Origin of the sequence: Streptomyces roseirectus (genome assembly GCF_014489635.1) — a bacterium.
GTDB classification, from domain to species: Bacteria; Actinomycetota; Actinomycetes; order Streptomycetales; family Streptomycetaceae; genus Streptomyces; species Streptomyces roseirectus.
In genome coordinates this window covers 5,722,641-5,742,372 of sequence record NZ_CP060828.1, presented here as the reverse complement: position 1 = coordinate 5,742,372, position 19,732 = coordinate 5,722,641, and the positions used below count along the sequence as shown (strand labels likewise).

Sequence of the window (19,732 nt, the reverse complement as noted above, 5' to 3'; positions counted from 1 at the left end):
CGGATCACGTGAAGATCACAGAGTTGAGGGCGTGTCATGTTTGCCGGGACGGCCGGTCCGACGGCCGGTCTGACAGCCGCTCTGACGGCCCGTCGGGCGTGCGGGGCGTGAAGGTCACCGGCAACGTCCGCAGCCCGCGCATGATGAGGCCGCCGCGCCATCTCAACTCGTCCACGGGCACGCCCAGTTGAAGGTCCGGCAGGCGGGTGAGCAGGGTCGCGAGCGCCGTCTGGCCCTCCAGGCGGGCCAGCGGGGCGCCCAGGCAGTAGTGGATGCCGTGGCCGTAGCCGAGGTGCTGGTTGTCGCGCCGTCCGAGGTCGAGGGTGTCGGGGTGCTCGAAGCGGGCGGGGTCGCGGTCGGCGGCGGCGAGGACGACGAGGACCGGGTCGCCGGGGGCGATGTCCTGGCCGCCGAGGGTGAGCGGGCCGGTCGCGAACCGCCAGGTCGCCAGCTCCACCGGGCCGTCGTAGCGCAGCAGTTCCTCGACGCCGGTCTCCAGGAGGCCGCGCTCGCCCGCCGCCAGGGACTTCTGGAGGCGGTCACGCTGGTCGGGGTGGGTCAGGAGGGCGAGGGTGCCGTTGCCGATGAGGTTGACGGTCGTCTCGAAACCGGCGAACAGGAGGATGAACGCCATCGCCGCGGCCTCGTTCTCCGTCAGGTGCTCGCCGTGGTCCGAGGCGCGGATCAGGCCGGAGATGAGGTCGTCGCCGAGGTCGCCGCGCTTGCGGTGGATCAGGTCGAGGAGGTAGGCGCGCATCTTCTTGACGGAGCGGGCGACGCCTCCCCTCGGGCCGCCGCCGTGTCGGATCATCATGCCGGCCCAGTCGCGGAAGTCGTCCTGGTCCTCGCGGGGGACGCCGAGGAGGTCGCAGATGGCGTGGATGGGGAGGGGGAAGGCGAAGTCGTGGATGAGGTCGGCCTCGCCGGTCGCCGCGAACCTGTCGATCAGGTCGTTCGTCAACCCCTGGACGCGGGGGGCGAATTCGGCGACGCGGCGCGGGGTGAACGCCTTGCTGACCAGGCGGCGCAGGCGGGTGTGGTCCGGCGGGTCGATGTTCAGCAGGTGCGTCATCAGCTCCGCCTTGCGCTCGCCGGGGATGCCGGTCCTGCCCCGCGCGTGCTCCGGTCCGTCGTGGTGCGCCGGGTTCTTCGAGAGGCGGGCGTCCGCGAGGGCCTGCTTGGCGTCCGTGTAGCGGGTGACCAGCCATGCCTCGACGCCGCTCGGGAGGGTGGTGCGGTGCACGGGGGCGTGCTCGCGCAGCCAGGCGTACGCCGGGTAGGGGTCGGTGGCGAACTCCCAGGTGAAGAGGGTGGGGGCGGGGGTGGTGTCGCTGCTGGTCACTCCTCGACGGTATCCCGGTCGCCACGCAGGGTCTCGGCACGGGCGCGGGCGAAGGCGTCGCCCCGGGCGGCGGCCTCCTCGTACGCCGCCAGCGCCTCCGCCGTCCGCCCCCGCCGCTCCAGGACGACGCCGAGGTGGGCGAGGTCCTGGGGGTCGGTGCTACGGCGGAAGTGCCGTTCGGCGTCGTCGAGGGTCTGCGGGGCGGCGGCGAGGTCGTCGCGGATGCGGACGGCTCTGTCGTCGCCGTCGTGGATCGCGCGCTCCAGGTAGGGGTGGGCGGTCTCGGGCTCGCCGCGCAGGAGGTGGTAGACGGCGAGGCCGCGGGCGAGGGGGGTCTCCTGGTCGAGGCGGGCGTAGTACTGGGTGGCCCGGGAGGCGTCGGCGAGCCTCTGGTCGAGGTCGCCCTGGCGGTGGCGGGCGTCCCTGTCTCCCGCGTCGGCGGCTGTGCGGAGGGCCTGTTCCGCGAGGGCGAGGTGGGCTTCGGCGAGGAGGCGGGAGGCCGTGCGGGCGTAGGGCTTCTCGGCGGCCGTGCGGAGATAGGGGAGGGCCTGGTCGGGGGCGCCCCGGGTGAGGAGGAGCCGGCCGACCTGTTCCGCGAGGTGCGGCAGGCCGGCGTCCACGGCCTTGCGGTACCAGTGCAGCGCGGTGTCCTGGTCGCCGTCCGCCTCCTTGACGATGCCCATCATGTGCATGGCGTGCGGGTCGCCGGCTTCGGCGAGGGGGGTGAAACGGGCGCGGGCGGTGCTGAGGACGGTGTGCCGGGGGTCGTCGGCGGTGGCCGCCAGGACGGTGAGCCAGATGTCCATCGGCACCGGGGCGGAGGGGTCCCGCAGGGTGTCGGCGACGAGGGAGCCGTACGGGCGGACGGTGCCGGCCTTGCCCTTCAGGAGGAGGCCGGTGGTGTCGTCGTGCAGGGGGGTCGTCAGCTCGGCGACGGCTTTCCGCAGGGTCTCGTCGGAGTGGGGGTACCGGCCGCCGCGGTCGTAGTACGGGTACACCCGGTACAGCAGGCTCAGCGGGATGTCGCCGTGCAGGCCGCACCGGACGAGGTCGGCGACCGCGAGCAGCAACGTCTGGGCGGGGCTCCTTCTGCTGCGGGAACCGGCCGCGCGGTGCATCGTCCTCGCGAACAGGGGGGCGACGGCCAGGTACTGCGCGACGCCCGTCTCGCCCCGCCACTCCAGGGCCTCGACGAGCCTCGGGTCCCCGCTGTCGCCGGCCCGCCGGAGTTCCGGCTCGCTCCATACCGTGCTGAGGCGTTCCACCCTCGCCAGCGCGAGGACTCTGTGCGCCAAGGTGTCCGCGGCGTCCATGTGGGCCTCGTACACGGCGTCGCTCATCGTCCCGACGACCGGGACTCTGGCCCTGTTCAGCTCCGCCAACAGGCTTGTGTCCAGGTCGTGTCGGGTCAGGTGGGCGTCCAAGTCGTCCAGCCACAGGGCGTGGTGGCCGGGGCGGGATGCCAGGAGCGCGGGGAGCGTCCGCAGGTCCGTGCCCGGCCTCGGGGCGTACACCCTTGTCTCCGGCGGGAGTTCGGTCTGGAGGGCGGTCCACGCGGTTCTCGTCTTCCCCGCGAACTGGCGTCCCGTGATCACCAGCAGGCCGTCCTCCTCGAACCAGCCCTCCACACTCTCGTCGATGTCCCTCTCCACGTACTCCGTCAGCCTCGGCCACTCCTTGAGGCGCAGCGCCGCGCGGACTCCCATCGCCAGGGGGTCCGCGTCTCCTAGCGTGGGCCAGGTGTGGGGGGCGGGGTGGGGGGTGATGGGGTGGTTGATGTAGACGTCGCCTGTCACCGCGCCGGTTACGGGGGCGGTGAAGGTGGACGCGCTGAAGTCGAGGTAGTCGTGGGTGGGGTGGGGGGTGTTGGCGCGGGGGTTGGGGGTCGGGGTGGGGGTGGGGGTGTCGGAGGGGGGGTCGGCCGCGTGGGGGCGGGGGGTGAGGGGGTGGTCGGGGGCGGGGCTGGGGGTGTTGGACGGGGGCTCGGCCGCGCGGGCGCCAGAGGTGAGGGGGCGGTCGGGGGCGAGGCTGGGGGTGTTGGACGGGGGCTCGGCCGCGCGGGCGCCAGAGGTGAGGGGGCGGTCGGGGGCGAGGGCGGGGATGTTGGACCGGGGCTCGTCCGCGCGGGGACGGGAGGACGGGGCGTGATCGGGGGCAGAGGCAGGGGCGTTGGACGAGGGCTCGTCCACTCGGGCGCGAGAGGTGAGGGGGCGGTCGGGGGCAGGGGCGGGGGCGTTGGACGGGGGCTTGTCCGCGTGGGCGCGGGGAGATGAGGGGCGGTCGGGGGCAGGGGTGGAGGTGTCGGAGGGGGGCTCGTCCGCGCGAACGCGGGGGAAGCGGAGGCGGCCGGGGGTGCCGGACGGGGGTCCGTCCGTGCGAACGCGGGGGATCCGGAAACGCCGGCCGGGGTAGGGGGCAGGGGTAGGGGACGTGGGTGAGGTGTCGGGGGAGTTCGGGGAGGGGGTGCCGGGGTGGGGGGTGTCGGCGTGGGCGCCGGGGGTGGGGTGGTTTGCGGGGCGGTGTGGGGGTGGGGTGAGGTGCGCGGGAGTGGGAGCGGGGTCGGTCGCGGGTTGCGGGGAGGGGGGAGGTGCCGGGCGGTCGCGCTGTGGGGACTGGTCGGAGTGGGCGAGGGTGGGAGCCCGGTCGGCGGCGGGGGCCGGGGAGGGCCAGGGTTCGGGGCGGTCGCTCTGCGCGTGTGGGTGCGGGTCCGTGAGGGCGAGGTGCTGGGCGTCCGGGGTGTCCGGGGTCGGCTGTTCCAGTTTCGCGCCGACGAGCATGGAGGTGAGGGTGGTGACCCGGTCGGCGCGGTCGGAGAGGGCCGGGGGTGTGGGGGTGTCGGGGGTGAGGGGGTGCTCGTGGGGTGGCGGGGTGGTCGGTGGGGTGATCGGTGGGGCCAGGTCCACGCGGTGCGCGTAGCGGGCGATCAGTTCGTGGAGGCGGTCGGCCTGCTGCCCGCTCGCACGGTCGAGGGCGTCACGGAAATGGAGGGCCAACAACGGGACGTCGGACAGTTCGAGTTCGCTGAAGAGCGCCGGCGGACGGGGTCCCCCGGGATCCACCTCCTCGAACCAATCGCGCAACGCCCAGCGGACGTCAGCCCCCGCGGGCGACCTCAGCGCACCCCCCAGCACCTCCTCCGCCCTGACCGCCAGCTCCTCCAACTCCCGCTTCATACAAGCCCCCGCACCCCGAGAACCGGATCAGAGCCCCACCGTACTCGCTGCCCAACCCGAACACCCCTCCCCCACGGAACACCCCGGCCGACGGAACTTCTCGCGGGGCGGGGTGAGTTGGGAGCGGGGCGTGTTGAAGGCAGGGAGAGTCGAGGATGGCGTCCCGCCGAGTGGTGTAGCCGATCAAGCTGGCGGAATCCGCAGGTCGCGGCCCGAATCGCCCTCGCCGGCGGCCCTGTTGAGGGCTCACCGAGCCGGGACCAGTGGTGATCGCACGACGGACCGCAGCGGCACGTACCGGACGGCTCCGAAGCGGAAGCGACGGACCGTGATCGGCTACACCACGACGGGGGACACGACCGAGTCGAGGGGCGGAGAGCGTTGGGGACGGAGAGAGTTGGGGGGCGGGGAAGGCTGGAGGGCGGGGTGAGTTTGGGGCAGTCCGGCGCCGTCCCCTGGAAACACCGACGCCGATGAAGCGCCGCCGCACGAACCCGCCGAAGACGACGACGCCGGCCGAGCCGGAGCGCGGAGTCACCCGCCGGCATCCGTGACACCGGCGATGCCCCTGGCGCGGCGGCGCAAAGCCGGTGCCTCTCCGCACGTCGCCCACCGGAACGGCGGCCGGCAAGCCACAACAGGTCGCGGCGCCGGTGAGCAACACGCCCCGCAGCCAGGCGGACAGGCTGACAACCGCCCCTTCAGCACCGGCCGAACACCGACCGCCCGCATGGCCCCGCCCCGGCAGCACACCCCACGACACCGGCTGCCGCACCCGGACGAGGCGACACCCTGCCTCCCCACCCACGACGAACACCCCGCCCACCGAACCCCCCGGCGGACAGGGCGGGTTGAGAGCGGCCCCAGCCCTGGGCCAGGAAGCAACGGCGCCGAAAAGGGCGGGGCATGAAGTTACCCGGCGGCGCGGCACCCTCCCGCACTCGCCGCCCACGACGGACGCCCCGCCCACCGAACCCTCCGGCGGACAGGGCGTCCTCTCTGCACCGATCACCGGCGCACCGCGATCAGTTGTGGATCGTCACGCAAGCCTTCGTGCCGGGGTACTTCTCCCACCACCCGCACGCCTTCGAGTTGTTGGAGAAGTTCTGGTTGACGGTGGCGCCCACGGTGACCGTCTCCGTGCGGGAGGCGTTCTCCAGCGTGCCGAAGTAGCCGTAGCTGCTGCCGATCTCGACGATCGGACGGTCGGTCCAGGCCCGGTTGTTGGACTTCTTGGACAGCTTGAAGCTGTCGACGTGGAGCTTGGTCCCCTTGATCTCCAGACACACCGACCCCGACCCGTCGGTGGACCCCGCGTTGCCGGTGCACCCGGTCGCACTGAGGATCCCCGCGTCGGCGGCCTGCGCCGTACCCGACATCCCGGTCAGACCGAAAGCCGCGACCGCGGCCAACGCGAGCGACGTCCTGGACAGTTGACGAAACACTTGATTCCCCGTTCTCGAACTCAGCCGGCGCACCGGGACGGACCCGGCCCGGCGTGATCACAACCACCGCCCAGCCTGGCCGCGCGAAGAACGACGTCCAATCCGTGACGACACCCATATGCAGGCGACCCCTATATAGAGGACCGCGCCCCCCATAACCGCACCTCCATAGGGACGCGGCACCGAAAAGGCACCGCCACCCTCCACCGAGGCAACCCACCCCTCACGCCGGACCACCCCACCCACCGAGGCACGCCGGCCCTCCCTGCCCACCCCGCGCCCCGCGCCCCGCGCCCCGCGCCCCGCGCCCCGCGCCCGCCGGAACGCCCCAGTCCTCCCCGGAACACTCCGCCCCGCCGGGGAACACCTCACCCCCGCCGCGCCACCTCAGTCCTCCTCCCCCACCCCCTCAACCCCCCGGATCGCCTCCCGGTACACCCTCGCCGCCGCCCGCAGCGCCGCCTCGGGGTCCACCCCCTCGCTCTCGGCGCGAGCCGCCAGGGTCAGGAGGTCGTAGCCGATGCCGTCGCCGGTGGGCAGGGGGACGGTGAGGCCGGCGGTGCGGACGCGGGAGGCGAGTTTCGCCGCGAGGGCGAGGCCGGGCTGGTGGAGGGGGACGCCGTCGGTGACGGACGTCCGGCGTTTCTCGACCGCCTTGAGGCGGATCCACTGGTCCCGGACCTCCTCGGGGGTCTGCGCGACCGCGTCCCCGAAGACGTGCGGATGGCGGTGGATCAGCTTGGTGACGATGGTCGCGGCGACGTCGTCGACGGAGAACGGCGTCTCCGGATCCTCCTCGGCGATGCGCGCGTGGAAGACGACCTGGAGGAGGACGTCACCCAGCTCTTCCCGCAGCTCCTCGCGGTCGCCCTCCTCGATCGCCTCGACGAGTTCGTACGCCTCCTCGACCGCGTACTTGGCGAGCCCCTTGTGGGTCTGCTGGGAGGACCAGGGGCACTCGGCGCGGATGCGGTCCATGACCTGGACGAGGTCGAGGAGGCGGGCGCCGGGGAGGTCGTAGGAGGCGGGGAGGAGTTCCAGCTCGGGCATGGCGACCCTGCCGGACCCGGCGAGACGGGCGAGCCCGTCGGTGAGTGCGGGCTCACCCTCGCCGGTGGCGACGACGACCACGGTCCGCCCGCCGGCGCACTGCGCGACCAGTTCCTCGGCGGTGGGCGAGCCGGTGTCGACGGCGACACCGGCCTCCCGCAGATACGGCACCTGGGGGTGGGCGCCGTCCCCGCACACGACCCGGTCCGCCGCGTGGAGCACCTGCCAGGCGGGCCAGGAGAGCAGGCCGGGGGCGACGCGGTGGCTGGTGGTGAGGAGGACGATGCGGCCGGTGGGCTGTGCGGGATCTACGGGGCTGGTTTCGTTCACACCCCGAACGTAACCCACCCCCCGACCCCGCCGGGAAAGTTATCCACAGCCTGGGGATTCAAGTCGTACAACCCTCTTGTACGTCCACCGGCCGCACGCCCTCGCCGAAGACCCCTACGCCCCAGCCGAAGCCCTACGCTCCCGCCGAAGGCCCCTGCGCCCCCGCCGAGACCTCCCGCACCCACGGCGTCGCCACATCCACCCGGCTCACCTTCTTCGCGTCCCAACTCCCGTACCGGGGATTGAGATCCACCCCGAGTTCCTTCGACGCCGTCGACAGCGTGTTCCAGAACGCCGGCTGACTGGTGTCCGTGCCCAGCTTCGTCGCCAGCTTCTGGGCCTCCAGTTGGAGACGCAGGTTCTCGTCGATCCGCTGCGGAGGCACCCCGTACTGCTGGAGCCAGGCCGTCTCCAGCCCCTGCGCGCCGCCCGCCTGCTGTTCGAGCCCGGACCGCATCTCCTGGATCTCGCGGCGGCTGACGGTGACGCCCGCGTTCTCGGCGGCCTTCTGGATGACCTTGTCGAGGACCATGCCGTGCAGGGTGTCGCGCGTGAGCGTGCCGGTCTGGGCGATGGCCTGCGCGTACTGGGCGTCGTCCCGCACGGCCGCGCGCTGGGCGTCGCGGACCTCGCTGACGCGGTTCTCCAGCTGCGAGACGGTGATCCGCTGCCCGCCGACGACGGCCGCGGCACCGGGGTGCGCGTCGTTGCCGCAGGCGGTGAGGAGGGGGGCTGCCGCGGCGATCGTGGCGGTCAGCAGGAGCGCGGTACGACGACGTCGGCGGTGCAAGGAGACCTCCTGTGGGAGCTTGTGCGGCGGTGCACAAAGTCTTGCGGTGATCGATGGTAGGCAGTGGTGCGCCTGGGGCCAACCCATTCGACCAACGATTCACCGGGACTTGGGGCACCGGCACGCCCGCGTCACGCGCGCAGGGGGTGCCGTCCGGGGCGTGTTCGAGAGTGCTCTTCGAGACCGACGAACAGTTCGGAGGGGGCGGGCGGCGCGGGCGGACGGCGCGGAGGGGCGGACGGTGCGGAGGGGCGCCGTCGCGCCGGACGGGCCCACCGGCGCACGCACACGCGCGCGTCCTGCCAACTCCGGCCCGCGAACCCTCCGTCCGCCGCCCCGCCCCTCAACCACCCCTCCGCCTCAGCCCTCTCCCGGCCTGAACCCCCTCCGCCGGCCCCTCCTCCTCAGCCCCCGATCTCCGCCTCAGCCGACGATCGCGACCGGCGCGTCCCAGCTGTCGCGGTCGACGGTGATCGTGTAACCGCCGCGCGTCTCCTTGCTGTTGACCTTGTACTGGTGGCCGCGGCTGTGGTTGGTGAACTGGTCCTTGCCCCAGGGCCAGTCGGCGGTGGTGGTGTCCTGGCCGTCCCACAGGGCGTACCAGAGGTTGCCGGGCAGGTCGGTCTTGTTGGTTGCGGTGGCGACGGCCTTCGCGCTGGAGGAGGTGAACCCGTAGTACCCGGCGCGGTAGACCTTGCCCCGCAGCGTCTTCGTGAACGAGCGCACATACGCCAGCACGGCGTCGTTGCACGCCTTGTCGGTGATGGCGTACGGCTCCATGTCGAGGTAGATCGGGCTGCCGGCCTTCATGCCGAGCGCGGACGCCTTGGCGACGGCGTCGGCGGCGTCGGCCGCGCCGAGCGAGGTGGCCGTGGCGGCGCTGATCTTCTCGGGGCTGGAGCCCGTCTGGCACGGCGGCTGCGCGCCGACGTACAGCGGGATCAGCTTCCAGCCCTGCGAGTTGACCGACTTCACCCAGGAATTGGTGAGGTTGGGCTGGGCGCAGCCGCGGTTCTTGCCGCCGATGTAGACGGCGGCGCCGCTGTAGTAGCCGTCGGCCTTCCACGCCTTCATCGCGGCGAGCGAGGGGGCGGCGCACGTGTCGAACGCGCGCCCCGTGAACGTCTTCTGCGCCGGCCAGGTGGTCGCGGCCATCGACTGCTGCGCCGCGACCGCGCCCCCGGCGACCACGACGGCGCTCGCCACGCCCCAGGCGATGTATCTGCGCTTCTTCGACTGCCGGTGCTCCGCCATGCCCACCCCTGGTCCGTTCGAAACCGTGCGGGTCACAAGGTAACCGCTCGCGCGCCCGCGTCTCGGAAACGGGCGTTTCCGATCGTCATAAGAATCCCCCACGCCACAGTAGAGGGCGGCCGCGCGTGGGTTCACCCGAACCGGGTGGCCTAGGCTGATCCGACGACCGGGGGCGGGACGCGGGGATGGGGACGGGATGACGGGCACAGCGGGCGGTTACCAGTACTCCACGCCGCCGCCGGTCGCCCAACGGCGCCTGGAAGCGGGCTGGTTGCAGCGCATCGCCTGGACGGTCCCCGTCTGGGGCACCTTCAGCCTCTTCGCCTGGATCCCCTTCTTCTACGTCGCGATCCGCCGCGGGCTGCCGTCCGACTGGGGCGCGTTCATCTCGTTCAGCGTGTACGAGGCCGCCGTCTGGACGTGGGTCATCTTCATCGACGGCGAGACCGGCGAGAACGCCTTCTCCGTCGCCCTCCTGCTCGGCATGGCCATGGGCTCGGCGCTGCTCCTGTTCGCGGTCTTCGACCCCAAGTCCGCCCGGCCCAGGGCCCCGTACGCCGCGCCGCCGCAGCCGAACCCGTACCAGAGCGGCCCTCCGTACGGCCACTGAGCCGGCCCACTTCGGTCCGGATTTGGACATTCGGTGTTTTTTCTGTTTTCTTGACCTTCCTACGATGAACCTTGCGGGCCCGGTGACCATCGGGCCCGCAGTCATGTGCAGACAGCTCAAGGACACCCCATGCGCACCCACGCCCTGAAGACGCTCGCCGTCGCCGCGGCCCTCCCCCTGGCCCTGACCGCCTGTTCCTCGAACTCCTCGGACGACGCCCCGAAGACGGACGGCACTGCGAAGGCGGCTCCGGCGAAGCCGAAGGACCCGAACGCGGGCGTCCTCACCGGCACGCAGCTGAAGAAGGCGCTCGCACCGGCGACGTACTTCGCGTCCGGCTTCGCCGTGGACCCGGACGCGACGAGGGACACCGGCGACACCTACAGAGCCCCGGTGACGGACACCGCGACGAAGCCGGACTGCTCCGCGTTCGGCGGCACCGCGTGGATCGAGCAGACGGGCATCAAGGGCGTCTCGTTCGCGCAGGCGTCGTACGTGAACAAGACGACGACCGCCGAGCTGGACCAGGAGATAGACGCCTACCGGGGCACGACGTCCACGGACGTCATGGCCGCCCTGCGCAAGGTCGTCGAGGGCTGCCCGGGCTACACGGACACCGACACGAACAGCAAGGTCAAGATCACCGGCGTCACCACCCCCGGCCTCGGCGACGACGCCTACACCATCACCCTGACCAGCGACGCCTGGGAGACCGGCACCACCCTCGTCGCCGCCCGCCTCGGCACGAACGTCGTCACCGTCCTGTCCACCGACGGCCCCTCCGACGGCGCCCCCAGCGCGAAGAAGCTCACCACCCAGGTCCTGACCTCCCTGAAGTCCGCCACCTGAACCTCCCGGAGGCGTACGGCGTCGTAGTCCCAGCCGTCCCGACGAGAGGACCCCATGCCCGCCGTACGCCTCCTGCCACCCGCAACCCTGCTCCTGCTCCTGACCACGGCCTGCGCCTCCGCCCCCGCCCGCACCGGCCCCGACACCACCCCCTGGCGCGAGCCCTCCTCCTACGCCTACACCCTCGTCTCCGATACCCAGGTCCTCGCCGGCACCTTCCGCATCACCGTCCGCGACGCGCGCGTCACCGCCGCCACCGGCCTCGACGACAAGCGCCTCCTCCCCCAGCTCCCCACCATCGGCGACCTCCTGACGCGCCTGCGCGAGGCCCGCGAACGCGACGCCGACACCGCGGACATCGAGTACGCCCCCGACGGCCGCCCCACCCGCCTCGTCCTCGACGACTCCAAGAACGCCGTCGACGACGAGGCGACCTACACCATCACCGCCTACACAGCGGCCCCCGCCTGAGCCCCGGCTCACCGCCCGCCACCCCGTCCCTCGCGCAGGAGCGCCGCCGCGAGCCCCGCCCCGAGCGCCAGTCCCGCTGCCCACGTCCATCGTGACGACGTCCAGGACTCGCCGTACGGCACGGCGAACAGCTCCGCGCGGGCCGGGCTCAGGGTGAGGACGAGGAGCAGCAGCGTGCTTCCGGGGGCGGCCAGGGTGCTGCCGCGTTCGCCTCCGGTGAGCCGCAGTCCGAGTCCGACCAGCGCGACGGCCGCCGCCGTGAGTCCGGCCGCTTCGAGGGCGAGCCCCGGCAGGGGGAGGGCGGCGCGGTCGTACGGGTGCAGCGCGGCGCGCAGCAGGAACGCGCACGCCGTCCAGGTCACGGCCATCGGGGCGCAGGCGAGCGCCAGCCGCAGGGCCCGCCGCAGCGCCGGCGGGAACGGGAGGGCCGCCGTGGTGTTCGCCGCGGGGTCGTCCAGCGCGAACGCGACGGGAAGCGCGCACAGGACCGTCGTCACCCGCAGCAGCAGGGCCGCGTCGCCCTGGCCGGGGTGGGCGGCGAGCGCCAGGGGGAGGACGGCGACGACGAGGGCGGGGCCGGCGCCGAGCGCCAGGGGCAGGCGGGGCGCGAGGCGCAGGAGGTGGGGGCCGATGGCGGTGGGGAGGGTCAGGGCGTGGCGCATCGCGTGCCCTCCGTTCCCCGCTCGGCGTCCGGCGGCGGCGTGGCCCCGAGCAGGCGGGCCGCGCGCTCGGTGCTCGTGCGTTCGTCGGCCAGGGCCGGCCAGGCGGCTCGCAGGCGGCTGCCGACCTCGGCGTCGGGCAGCGTCAACAGGTCCCGTACAACCCGCACTTCAGGGTCGCTCACGCCGAGCGACTGGCCGGAGCCGAGGGTGCTGACGGAGATCCCGCCGGTGCTGCGCCGGTCCAGGGAGCGCAGGGCGTCGGCGGTCTCCGGGGTCGCCTGTGCGGCCAGCCACAGCACGGTCACGGCGCGGGCCCGGCACAGCAGCTCCCCCGTCGGCCGCTCCTCCTGCGCGCGCCCGGGGACCACCCGGTCGGCGAACCGTACGGCGAAGGAGAGCATCGCCCCGCCGCCGATGTCGTCCGTGCCCCAGTCGGTGCCGACGGTCACCGCGCCGGGTGTGCCGTGCCGGGCGTCGTCGCGCGCCCACGCCTCCAGCGGGGGCGGGTCGGCCACGCCGCCGGGGCCGCCGTCGAGGAGGATCCGCTGCCGTACCGCGTACGGGCCCCCGCCGGGCGGGGCCTCGCGCAGGACGCCGTCCGTCACCCGCTGCCAGTCCTGGCCGCGCCGCGTGAACTCGGGGAACGCGCAGAACGTGACCCGGCCCGCGGCCCGGCAGCTCTGCCGGTCCCCGGGGCGCTGCTCCGCGTCCGCCCGGCGGGCCGCCACGGCGTCGTCGAGCGGCCGGTACTGCGCGACGCCGGCCGCGACGGCGGTCACCGCCAGCAGGGCGAGCGCCGCCCGCACCGGCACGGCCCGCGCCCCGGCCCTGACCAGGGCGAGCAGGGCCAGGACGCCGGTCACGGCGGCCAAGTAGCCGAGGTGTTCCGGCACCGGGCGGTCCATCAGCGCGCTCGGCAGCGGCGCCGCGAACTCGTCCTCCACGCCCACCAGGCCCGTCCACCTCAGGCCGCGCACCCCGAGCGCGCCGCACAGCAGCAGGGCCCCGAGGCACAGGACCGCGAACGGGCCCGCCATCGTCGAGGCGGTGAAGCCCGCGAGGGTCGCCCCGGCGCAGCCCGCGAGCAGGACGGCCGCCGGTCCGGTGGCGAGTTCCAGCGTCGACGGGCTGCCCACGGCGGCCGGGGACGACGCGTACGCCGTGATACGGGCCCCGGCCAACGCCGCCGCCACCCCGGCGGGCGGGAGGGCGGTCACGAGGTGGGCGAGCGTCCGCCGCCACGGCGGCAGGGCCAGCACGCCGCACAGCGCCTGCGCGCCGGACCTGAGCATCCGGGTCGCGGTGAGGTGCGTGGCGACGAGGGCGCCCGCGGCCAGCAGGAGCAGCGGCAGCTGGGTGTACCGGTCCTCGTCCTGGAGCACCGGATACCGGCCGCGCGGCCCGCCGCCCCACGCCTCGTACGCCCACAGGGCCGCGTACAGGGCGACGGCCGTGAGGAACGCCGGGTGGCGCAGGACCCGCGCGGACTCGAAGCGGGCCAGGGCGAGTTGGGCGCGCGGCACGTCGTGAGGCGTCACCGGGACGGGACCGGCGAGGCCGGCGGGGGCCGGTGCCGGGGGCTCGGCGTGCGTGCGGCCCCGGCTCGTCCGGTGCGTGGAGGTGGGTTCGTTCATCCCGCGTCCGCCCCCTCCCGGTCGCCGTCCAGGAGGAGCAGGTACCCGTCCTCGATGGTCGGTTCGAGCAGGTCCGCGCCCGTCGGCGGCGTCCCGATGTTGCGGAACGCGCCGGCTCCGGTGCGCCAGGCCGCGAGCGCGCCGTCCGCGCGTTTCCCGCTGCTCCAGACCCGCCCCCGCGCGAGGAGCGCCAGTTCGGCCGGGGTGCCGTGGAACTTCACGGTGCCGTGGTCGAGCACGACGACGTTCTGGCAGAGGGCCGCGACGTCCTCCGTCTGGTGCGTGGAGAGCAGGACCGTCCTGTCGTCGCCGAGTCCGGTGACGAGTTCACGGAACCGCAGCCGCTGTTCGGGGTCGAGCCCCACGGTCGGTTCGTCCAGGACCAGCAGTTCGGGGTCGCCGACCAGGGCGGCGGCGAGTGCGACGCGCTGGCGCATGCCGCCGGACAGTTTGCGGATCCGCCGTCCCCGGTCCGCCGTCAGGCCGACCGCCTCCAGTACGCGCCGGGCCTCGGTGCGCCGGATCTCCCGGTCGCCGATCTCCTTGAGGATCCCCACGTAGTCGACGAACTCGAACGCCGTGAAGTGGGCGGGCAGTCCGGGGTTCTGCGGGAGGTGGCCGAGCCGCCTGCGCACGGCCCGCCGGCCCGCCGGGGTGAGCGGGTCGAGGCCCAGGACCGAGAGCGTGCCCGTGTCCGGTCCGCTCGCCGTGGCCAGGACGCGCAGCAGCGTCGTCTTGCCCGCGCCGTTGGGCCCCAGCAGCCCCGTCACTCCCCGCCCCAGCCGCAGCGACACGTCCCTCAGCGCCGTGCGGCGCCCGTAGCGCACGCCGATGTCCGTCAGCGTGACCTGTCCCGTTCCCATCTACGCCACCCCCCTCGTCCGGTCCCTCTCGAACCCGTCGCGCAGCACGACGAGTGCACCGACGGCCACCAACCCGACGCCCGCCATGGCCAGTTGCGCCCCCGGCAGCAGCGTGCGCGTCGCCGCCGGGAGGGCCGTGTCGTAGGCGACCGCGAGGCACAGGCCCCACGCCGCGAGCGTCAGGGCGACGGCCGGCAGCGCGTCCATGCGGCTCGACAGGGCGAGGCACACGGCCGTCAGCATCAGCGACGGGACGAGCCAGCCGAGCGTGTACGGAAACGGCAGCGGCATCCCCACGGCGCCCGCCGCGCCCAGGACGAGGCTCAGGATCTGTACGGCCGCCGCGCGCAGCAGCACGACCCGGAAGCCGCCCAGCGGGGAGACCTCCACCCACACGTACGCCGGGTCGAAACGCCTCCCGGTCACCGCGACGACCCCCACCGCCGACAGCGCGGGCACCAGCGCGAAGAACGGCAGCGGCGCCGACGCCGACCCGCTCCACCGCGCGGCGGCGACGGCGAGCCCGAGCAGCAGCGCCGCCCCGGCCCACCACGACCTGCGCAGCCCCGGCATCGCCGCGCACAGCCGCGCGGCGTCCTCCGGGACCCCGGCGCGCAGCGCCCACCGCTCCACCAGGCTCCGCTCCGGTACGTCCACCGCGTCGTCGACCCGCCGCCACAGCGCGGTCAGTTCCGCGTCGTCCGCCATCAGCGGGCCGAGCCGTTCCCGGCACCGGGCGCAGTGGTCCAGGTGGGCCTCAGCGGCGTCCCTGGTCTCCTCGGGGAGCGGCCCGGCGGCGTACGCCCGGAGCAGGCCGGCGCTCAGGTGCGCCGAGCCGGTCGGCCGTGTCTCGCTCATCGTCTCCACCTCCTGCCCATGTCGTCGGTCACTGCCTTCGCCTCACGCCCCTGGCCCTCGCCGCTCCCGCGTGCGCCCCTGGTTCTCGCCCACCCGCGTACGCCCCTGTCCTCGCCGCGCACCCGCGTCCGCCCCCGGCCCTCGCCGCGCCCCCTCACGTCGACAACCGCTCCCTCAGCAGCCTTCTCGCCCTCGACGCGCGGGACTTGACCGTTCCCGTCGGGATCTTCAGGCGCTCGGCCGTCTCCTGGACCGTCAGCCCTTCGAGCGCCGTGGCCCGCATCACGGCGCGGAGTTCGGCGGGCAGCCGCTCCACCGCGTCCAGCGCGCCGTCGCCCCAGTGCGCCAGCAGTTCCTCCTCGGCGGACACCGCGTGCCGTCGCGGCAGCCCCGCGAGGCGGCCCAGCAGCCGGCCCCGCCGCTCCTGCGCCCGCCGGGCGTCGGTCAGCCGGTTGCTGCCGGCCCGCCACAGCCACCCGCTCACGTCCCCGACCCGGGCGGCGCGCTCGCTCTCGCGGCGGCGCCACACCTCCACGAAGACGTCCTGGACGACCTCGTCCACCAGGACGTGATCGGCGCATCTCTGTCGCAGCCGCCCCCTGAGCCAGGGCGCGAACCTGCGGAACAGCTCCTCGAACGCGGCGCGGTCCCCGTCGGCCACGGCGTCCAGAAGTTCGGCATCGTCCAGAAGTTCGGCGTCATCACATCCACCCCCTCGTTCGGCCTTCACACCCCTTCGTCGAAATGATCTTGCCGTTCGGTTCACGGCTGATTTGTGACCTGTGTCACAGGGGCAAAAAGGAGGGGCCGGACACACCGAACCGCCCCGGCTACTTCGCGCCGAACCTCTCCGGCGCCGACGTCGGGTTCCCGCCGGTCGGCAGTTTCTGGCCGGGGCAGGATTTCAGGACCTTCTCCATCGCGGACTTCTCCGCTGCGGTGACCCAGAGTTCGTACTTCTTCTTGACGGCGACCTGGGAGGCGACGTAGGCGCAGCGGTAGGAGGAGTTCGGGGGAAGCCAGGTCGCGGTGTCGCCGTCACCCTTGGAGCGGTTGGTGCTCGCGTCGACGGCGAGGAGGTTGAGGGGGTCGTTGGCGAGGGCGATGCGTTTGCGGGCGGGCCAGTACTTGGCGCCCTTCTGCCAGGCGTCCGAGAGGGCGACGACGTGGTCTATGTCGACCTGGCTCTTGCCGCGCCGGTAGGTGACGTCCTTGCCGGAGTAGGGGTCGGACTCCAGGATCCCGTAGGTGACTTTGCAGTCACCACCGGTCAACTTCACGCTCTTCAGGTCCCGTTGGAGTATGTCGTCGCGCGTGTTGCAGCCGTTGGAGTCGGTGTCGGCCCAGGCCGAGCCGAACGCGTCCCTGGAGTAGCCGGTCTTCGGCGCCCGGCCCTTCACCTGGAGCGCCTGCGCGGCCGCGAGCGCCGCCCCGCTCTGGGGGCCGGACGCGCCGCTCCCCTCGGTCCCCTCGCCGCAACCCGCCAGTACCGCGACCAGCACAGCGGTGACCGCCACCCCGCCCCGAACACGCTTCACGCGCGCCCCTCCGATGTTCTCTCGCACCCGTTCCGACGCCCCGCACCGGACGTTTTCCCCGGTCAGGGCCGCGTACACGCTAACGAGCGGGCGTGCGGGGGCACTCCATGGGTACGGCCGCGTCGCGCTCCCACGCACGTTCGGGTGGGCATTCGGAGCAAGCCAGACATATGGTCGTCTTGGATCACCTCCGGAAGGAGCCTTCGATGGGCATCTTTGACAGGTTCAAGAACCAGGCGGCGCAGGACAAAGCCATGGAAATGTCCGACGCCGCCGAGCAGAAGATCAACGAGAAGACCGGCAACAAGTTCGAGGGCCAGGTCGACGACGCCCAGCAGAAGATCGAAGGCGCACTGGGCATGGACCGCAGCTCGCCCGACCAGCAGTAGCGCGCCGCCGCGATCGGGATACTCCGCCCCCTGCCTGGAAGTACTACGGGTACGGGGGCGGCTCCCGGCGTTCCACGGACCTCGTAGCCGGCGTTCCGCAGCCCCCGTAACCCCCGTAGACCTCGCCACCCCGCTCGCTAGAGTCCCCTCATGCACCCGGTCCTCCGCCAAGGCCCGCGCCTCCACCTCCGCGAACTCCAACCATCCGACACGGACGCCCTGTTCGCGATCTACGGCAGCGAACTCGCCACCGCCCACCTCTCGTTCGAACCCCGCACCCGGGACGACGTCCGCGCGATGGTGACCCACGCCGAGGCGAGCGCCCGCGTGGACCCCCGTACGGAGTACGTCCTCGGCGTCGCCGAACACGCCACCGGCACCCTCGTCGGAGTCGCCCGCCTCGCCGCCGACCCGCATCAACTCCGCGCCGCCACCATGGGGTTCGCCCTGAACCCCGCCCACTGGGGCCAGGGCCTCGGCACCGAGACCGTCCGCCTCCTGCTCGCCCTCGCCTTCGAAGACCTCGCCCTCCACCGCGTCTGGGCCGCCCGCTCCCCCGCCAACGAACCCTCCGCCCGCGCCATGTCCCGCGCCGGCATGACCGTCGAGGGCCGCATCCGCGAACACGTCCACAAGCGCGGCGCGTGGCGCGACTCGGTGGTCCACGCGATGCTGGAACGGGAGTGGGAGGAAGCGCGCGGGACGTGAACTCCCGGGAGTGCAACGGCACTTGAGGGACGCGCCCGGCCGCACAGCGCAAGACCCCAGGCCCAGCGCCTACTTGCTCTCCACCTTCCCCAACACCCCCGTGTCGACCGACTTCCAGTCCTCCCCCTCCAGCCCCAGCGCCCCACGCAGGAACGCCGTGCTCACCCGCCGGATCAGCGCGACCGTCTCCGGGTTCTCGTCGGTCGTCTCGGCGGACTCGTACCCAGGGATGCCCCCTAGGGAATGCTCGGCGCCGGTCAGGGTGAGCAGACCCTTGGGGGAGGGACTGCGGAGGTACGGGTCGATGAACCAGTCGGGCCCCCGGGTGGAGAGCTGGGAGTGGTCGCTGTCACCGGCTACGACGAGCGCCGGGGCGGTCATCGACGCGAACGACGGCCGCATGAAGGGGAGGTGTTCGGCCGCGAACGGCGTCAACTCGTCACCGAGACCGGCCGCCGCGAGCAGAACGCCCGCCTTGACACGCGGGTCGGTGAAGTCGTCCGGAACCCCGAGCACCCGCGCCCCCAGCAGCACGCCGACCGTCTGCGCGCCCCAGGAGTGCCCCGCGACGGCGACCCGGCCCCGGTCAACGCGTCCGGCCAGCCCCGGCACGGCCGCTTCGAGGGCGCCCAGGGAGTCGAGGACGCGGACGACGTCGTCGATCCGGTGCCGCCAGATCAGCGGCGTCCGGGGATCCTCGGCGGGCAGGGCCCGCGTGCGGGAGTCGAGGTGCGTGGGCTGGACGACGACGAAGCCGTGGGCGGCCCAGTGGTCGGCGAGCGGCGCGTACCCGTCCATGGACGAGCCGAAACCGTGCGAGAACACGAGGACGGGGAGGCCGGTGCCGGTCAGCGGGGCACTGACGCGGACCCGGAGGTCGTCACCCCGGCCGGGGGCGGGCAGGAGGACCGGTTTCACGGAGACGATCGGGGATGATCCGGGCATGGCTGTGCCTTTCGTCAGGGGTGAGGGGTACGGGTACGACCTGTAGGACCCGTACGGGTCGGGTCGATGCCGGGGTGCACCGAGGCGGCATGACAGGCCGTCCGCCGGTCTGCCATCATGGCAAAGCGGAACACCGTTCCGCTTAAGACGATACGGAACGCTGTTCCGTATCGCAAGGCCCGCCAGAGACCCCGCCCGCCAACGCCCCGCCCGCAAAGGAGCACCGTGCCCGCCCCCACCCAGCCACCCCTCGACCCCCCCCGCCGCAAAGACGCCCGCCGCAACCAGCAGACCCTGCTGGACGCCGCCGCCGCCGTCTTCGTCACGTCGGGCGTGGACGCCCCCGTCCGCGAGATCGCCGCGCGCGCGGGCGTGGGCACGGGCACCGTCTACCGGCACTTCCCCACCCGCGCCGACCTGGTCGTCGCCGTCTACCGCCACCAGGTCGACACCTGCGCCGAGGCGGGCCCCGCGCTCCTCGCCGACGCCCCCAGCCCGTACGCCGCGCTCGCCGAGTGGACCGGCCTGTTCGTCGACTTCCTCGTCACCAAGCACGGCCTCGCCGGCGCCATGCAGTCCGACAGCGCCTGCCTGGGCCCCCTGCACACCTACTTCCTCGACCGCCTCCTGCCGGTCTGCGCCGGCCTCCTGGACGCCGCGACCGTCTCCGGCGAGATCCACGCGCCCGGCCTCGACGCGTACCAACTCCTGCGTGGCATCGGCAACTTGTGCGCGGGCGCGGACGCGGACCCGCGCTACGACGCACGCCGCCTGGTGGCACTGCTGATCGAGGGCCTGCGCCGTCCCTGACGCCAGCCCCG

At 73.4% G+C, this 19,732-nt stretch carries 19 protein-coding genes; 6 read left to right on the top strand and 13 right to left on the bottom strand.

The window, feature by feature from the left end; translation table 11 throughout:
* Positions 1–34: 34 nt before the first annotated feature.
* The 6 genes from IAG44_RS24490 to IAG44_RS24465 all read right to left on the bottom strand — a co-directional run bounded on the left by IAG44_RS24490 (position 35) and on the right by IAG44_RS24465 (position 9,384).
* The gene (locus IAG44_RS24490) at positions 35–1,342 is read right to left on the bottom strand and encodes a cytochrome P450 family protein (RefSeq protein WP_187749219.1); all 1,308 of its coding nucleotides are present in this window, start codon (positions 1,340–1,342) and stop codon (positions 35–37) included.
* Complete coding sequence (locus IAG44_RS44330; RefSeq protein ID WP_187749218.1) at positions 1,339–4,515, bottom strand: hypothetical protein; 3,177 nt, start codon at positions 4,513–4,515, stop codon at positions 1,339–1,341. The genes IAG44_RS24490 and IAG44_RS44330 overlap by 4 nt, the downstream gene beginning before the upstream one ends.
* Positions 4,516–5,540: 1,025 nt before the next feature.
* Complete coding sequence (locus IAG44_RS24480) at positions 5,541–5,927, bottom strand: hypothetical protein (RefSeq protein ID WP_187749217.1); 387 nt, start codon at positions 5,925–5,927, stop codon at positions 5,541–5,543.
* 420 nt (positions 5,928–6,347) lie between these two features.
* Positions 6,348–7,340, bottom strand: a complete 993-nt coding sequence (locus IAG44_RS24475; RefSeq protein ID WP_187749216.1) for a nucleoside triphosphate pyrophosphohydrolase — start codon at positions 7,338–7,340, stop codon at positions 6,348–6,350.
* A 133-nt stretch (positions 7,341–7,473) separates the two neighbouring features.
* Positions 7,474–8,130 (bottom strand): SurA N-terminal domain-containing protein, encoded by a 657-nt coding sequence (locus IAG44_RS24470; RefSeq protein ID WP_187749215.1) that lies wholly within the window; start codon positions 8,128–8,130, stop codon positions 7,474–7,476.
* A gap of 423 nt (positions 8,131–8,553) precedes the next feature.
* Complete coding sequence (locus tag IAG44_RS24465) at positions 8,554–9,384, bottom strand: glycoside hydrolase domain-containing protein (protein WP_187749214.1); 831 nt, start codon at positions 9,382–9,384, stop codon at positions 8,554–8,556.
* Between the two features lie 196 nt (positions 9,385–9,580).
* On the opposite strand from IAG44_RS24465, the gene IAG44_RS24460 reads away from it, so the two are divergent.
* From IAG44_RS24460 to IAG44_RS24450, 3 genes are all read left to right on the top strand, one after another.
* Positions 9,581–9,994: a hypothetical protein gene (locus tag IAG44_RS24460; RefSeq protein WP_187749213.1), complete on the top strand. Its 414-nt coding sequence runs from the start codon at positions 9,581–9,583 to the stop codon at positions 9,992–9,994.
* Between the two features lie 129 nt (positions 9,995–10,123).
* Positions 10,124–10,843 (top strand): hypothetical protein, encoded by a 720-nt coding sequence (locus IAG44_RS24455; protein WP_187749212.1) that lies wholly within the window; start codon positions 10,124–10,126, stop codon positions 10,841–10,843.
* Between the two features lie 54 nt (positions 10,844–10,897).
* The gene (locus tag IAG44_RS24450; protein WP_187749211.1) at positions 10,898–11,314 is read left to right on the top strand and encodes a DUF6174 domain-containing protein; all 417 of its coding nucleotides are present in this window, start codon (positions 10,898–10,900) and stop codon (positions 11,312–11,314) included.
* A gap of 8 nt (positions 11,315–11,322) precedes the next feature.
* Here IAG44_RS24450 and IAG44_RS24445 read toward each other — a convergent pair whose 3' ends face one another.
* From IAG44_RS24445 to IAG44_RS24420, 6 genes are all read right to left on the bottom strand, one after another.
* Positions 11,323–11,976, bottom strand: coding sequence for a hypothetical protein (locus IAG44_RS24445; RefSeq protein WP_187749210.1), 654 nt, complete (start codon positions 11,974–11,976; stop codon positions 11,323–11,325).
* Positions 11,961–13,610: a hypothetical protein gene (locus tag IAG44_RS24440; RefSeq protein ID WP_187749209.1), complete on the bottom strand. Its 1,650-nt coding sequence runs from the start codon at positions 13,608–13,610 to the stop codon at positions 11,961–11,963. The genes IAG44_RS24445 and IAG44_RS24440 overlap by 16 nt, the downstream gene beginning before the upstream one ends.
* Positions 13,607–14,473 (bottom strand): ATP-binding cassette domain-containing protein, encoded by an 867-nt coding sequence (locus tag IAG44_RS24435; RefSeq protein ID WP_187749208.1) that lies wholly within the window; start codon positions 14,471–14,473, stop codon positions 13,607–13,609. The genes IAG44_RS24440 and IAG44_RS24435 overlap by 4 nt, the downstream gene beginning before the upstream one ends.
* Positions 14,474–15,331, bottom strand: coding sequence for a zf-HC2 domain-containing protein (locus tag IAG44_RS24430; protein ID WP_187749207.1), 858 nt, complete (start codon positions 15,329–15,331; stop codon positions 14,474–14,476).
* A gap of 154 nt (positions 15,332–15,485) precedes the next feature.
* Positions 15,486–16,061, bottom strand: coding sequence for an RNA polymerase sigma factor (locus IAG44_RS24425; protein ID WP_246562039.1), 576 nt, complete (start codon positions 16,059–16,061; stop codon positions 15,486–15,488).
* A gap of 100 nt (positions 16,062–16,161) precedes the next feature.
* Entirely contained in the window at positions 16,162–16,869 is a 708-nt protein-coding gene (locus IAG44_RS24420; protein WP_187749206.1) for an HNH endonuclease family protein, read from the bottom strand.
* A gap of 206 nt (positions 16,870–17,075) precedes the next feature.
* Between IAG44_RS24420 and IAG44_RS24415 the strand changes: the two genes are divergently transcribed.
* Both IAG44_RS24415 and IAG44_RS24410 read left to right on the top strand, forming a co-directional pair.
* The gene (locus IAG44_RS24415; RefSeq protein WP_187749205.1) at positions 17,076–17,258 is read left to right on the top strand and encodes an Rv0909 family putative TA system antitoxin; all 183 of its coding nucleotides are present in this window, start codon (positions 17,076–17,078) and stop codon (positions 17,256–17,258) included.
* 150 nt (positions 17,259–17,408) lie between these two features.
* A complete protein-coding gene (locus IAG44_RS24410; protein ID WP_187749204.1) occupies positions 17,409–17,966 on the top strand; it encodes a GNAT family N-acetyltransferase in 558 nt (185 codons plus the stop codon).
* 69 nt (positions 17,967–18,035) lie between these two features.
* Here IAG44_RS24410 and IAG44_RS24405 read toward each other — a convergent pair whose 3' ends face one another.
* Positions 18,036–18,911 (bottom strand): alpha/beta hydrolase family protein, encoded by an 876-nt coding sequence (locus tag IAG44_RS24405; protein ID WP_187749203.1) that lies wholly within the window; start codon positions 18,909–18,911, stop codon positions 18,036–18,038.
* A gap of 225 nt (positions 18,912–19,136) precedes the next feature.
* Here IAG44_RS24405 and IAG44_RS24400 point away from each other — a divergent pair, with 225 nt between their 5' ends.
* On the top strand, positions 19,137–19,721 hold the full coding sequence (locus tag IAG44_RS24400; protein ID WP_246562037.1) for a TetR/AcrR family transcriptional regulator: 585 nt from the start codon (positions 19,137–19,139) through the stop codon (positions 19,719–19,721).
* Positions 19,722–19,732 lie beyond the last annotated feature (11 nt).

Coding starts and splice junctions, on each gene's coding strand:
- IAG44_RS44330 (WP_187749218.1), bottom strand. CDS start 4,515: ATGAAGCGGGAGTTGGAGGAGCTGGCGGTCAGGGCGGAGGAGGTGCTG.
- IAG44_RS24465 (WP_187749214.1), bottom strand. CDS start 9,384: ATGGCGGAGCACCGGCAGTCGAAGAAGCGCAGATACATCGCCTGGGGC.
- IAG44_RS24460 (WP_187749213.1), top strand. CDS start 9,581: ATGACGGGCACAGCGGGCGGTTACCAGTACTCCACGCCGCCGCCGGTC.
- IAG44_RS24455 (WP_187749212.1), top strand. CDS start 10,124: ATGCGCACCCACGCCCTGAAGACGCTCGCCGTCGCCGCGGCCCTCCCC.
- IAG44_RS24450 (WP_187749211.1), top strand. CDS start 10,898: ATGCCCGCCGTACGCCTCCTGCCACCCGCAACCCTGCTCCTGCTCCTG.
- IAG44_RS24445 (WP_187749210.1), bottom strand. CDS start 11,976: ATGCGCCACGCCCTGACCCTCCCCACCGCCATCGGCCCCCACCTCCTG.
- IAG44_RS24440 (WP_187749209.1), bottom strand. CDS start 13,610: ATGAACGAACCCACCTCCACGCACCGGACGAGCCGGGGCCGCACGCAC.
- IAG44_RS24435 (WP_187749208.1), bottom strand. CDS start 14,473: ATGGGAACGGGACAGGTCACGCTGACGGACATCGGCGTGCGCTACGGG.
- IAG44_RS24430 (WP_187749207.1), bottom strand. CDS start 15,331: ATGAGCGAGACACGGCCGACCGGCTCGGCGCACCTGAGCGCCGGCCTG.
- IAG44_RS24415 (WP_187749205.1), top strand. CDS start 17,076: ATGGGCATCTTTGACAGGTTCAAGAACCAGGCGGCGCAGGACAAAGCC.
- IAG44_RS24410 (WP_187749204.1), top strand. CDS start 17,409: ATGCACCCGGTCCTCCGCCAAGGCCCGCGCCTCCACCTCCGCGAACTC.
- IAG44_RS24405 (WP_187749203.1), bottom strand. CDS start 18,911: ATGCCCGGATCATCCCCGATCGTCTCCGTGAAACCGGTCCTCCTGCCC.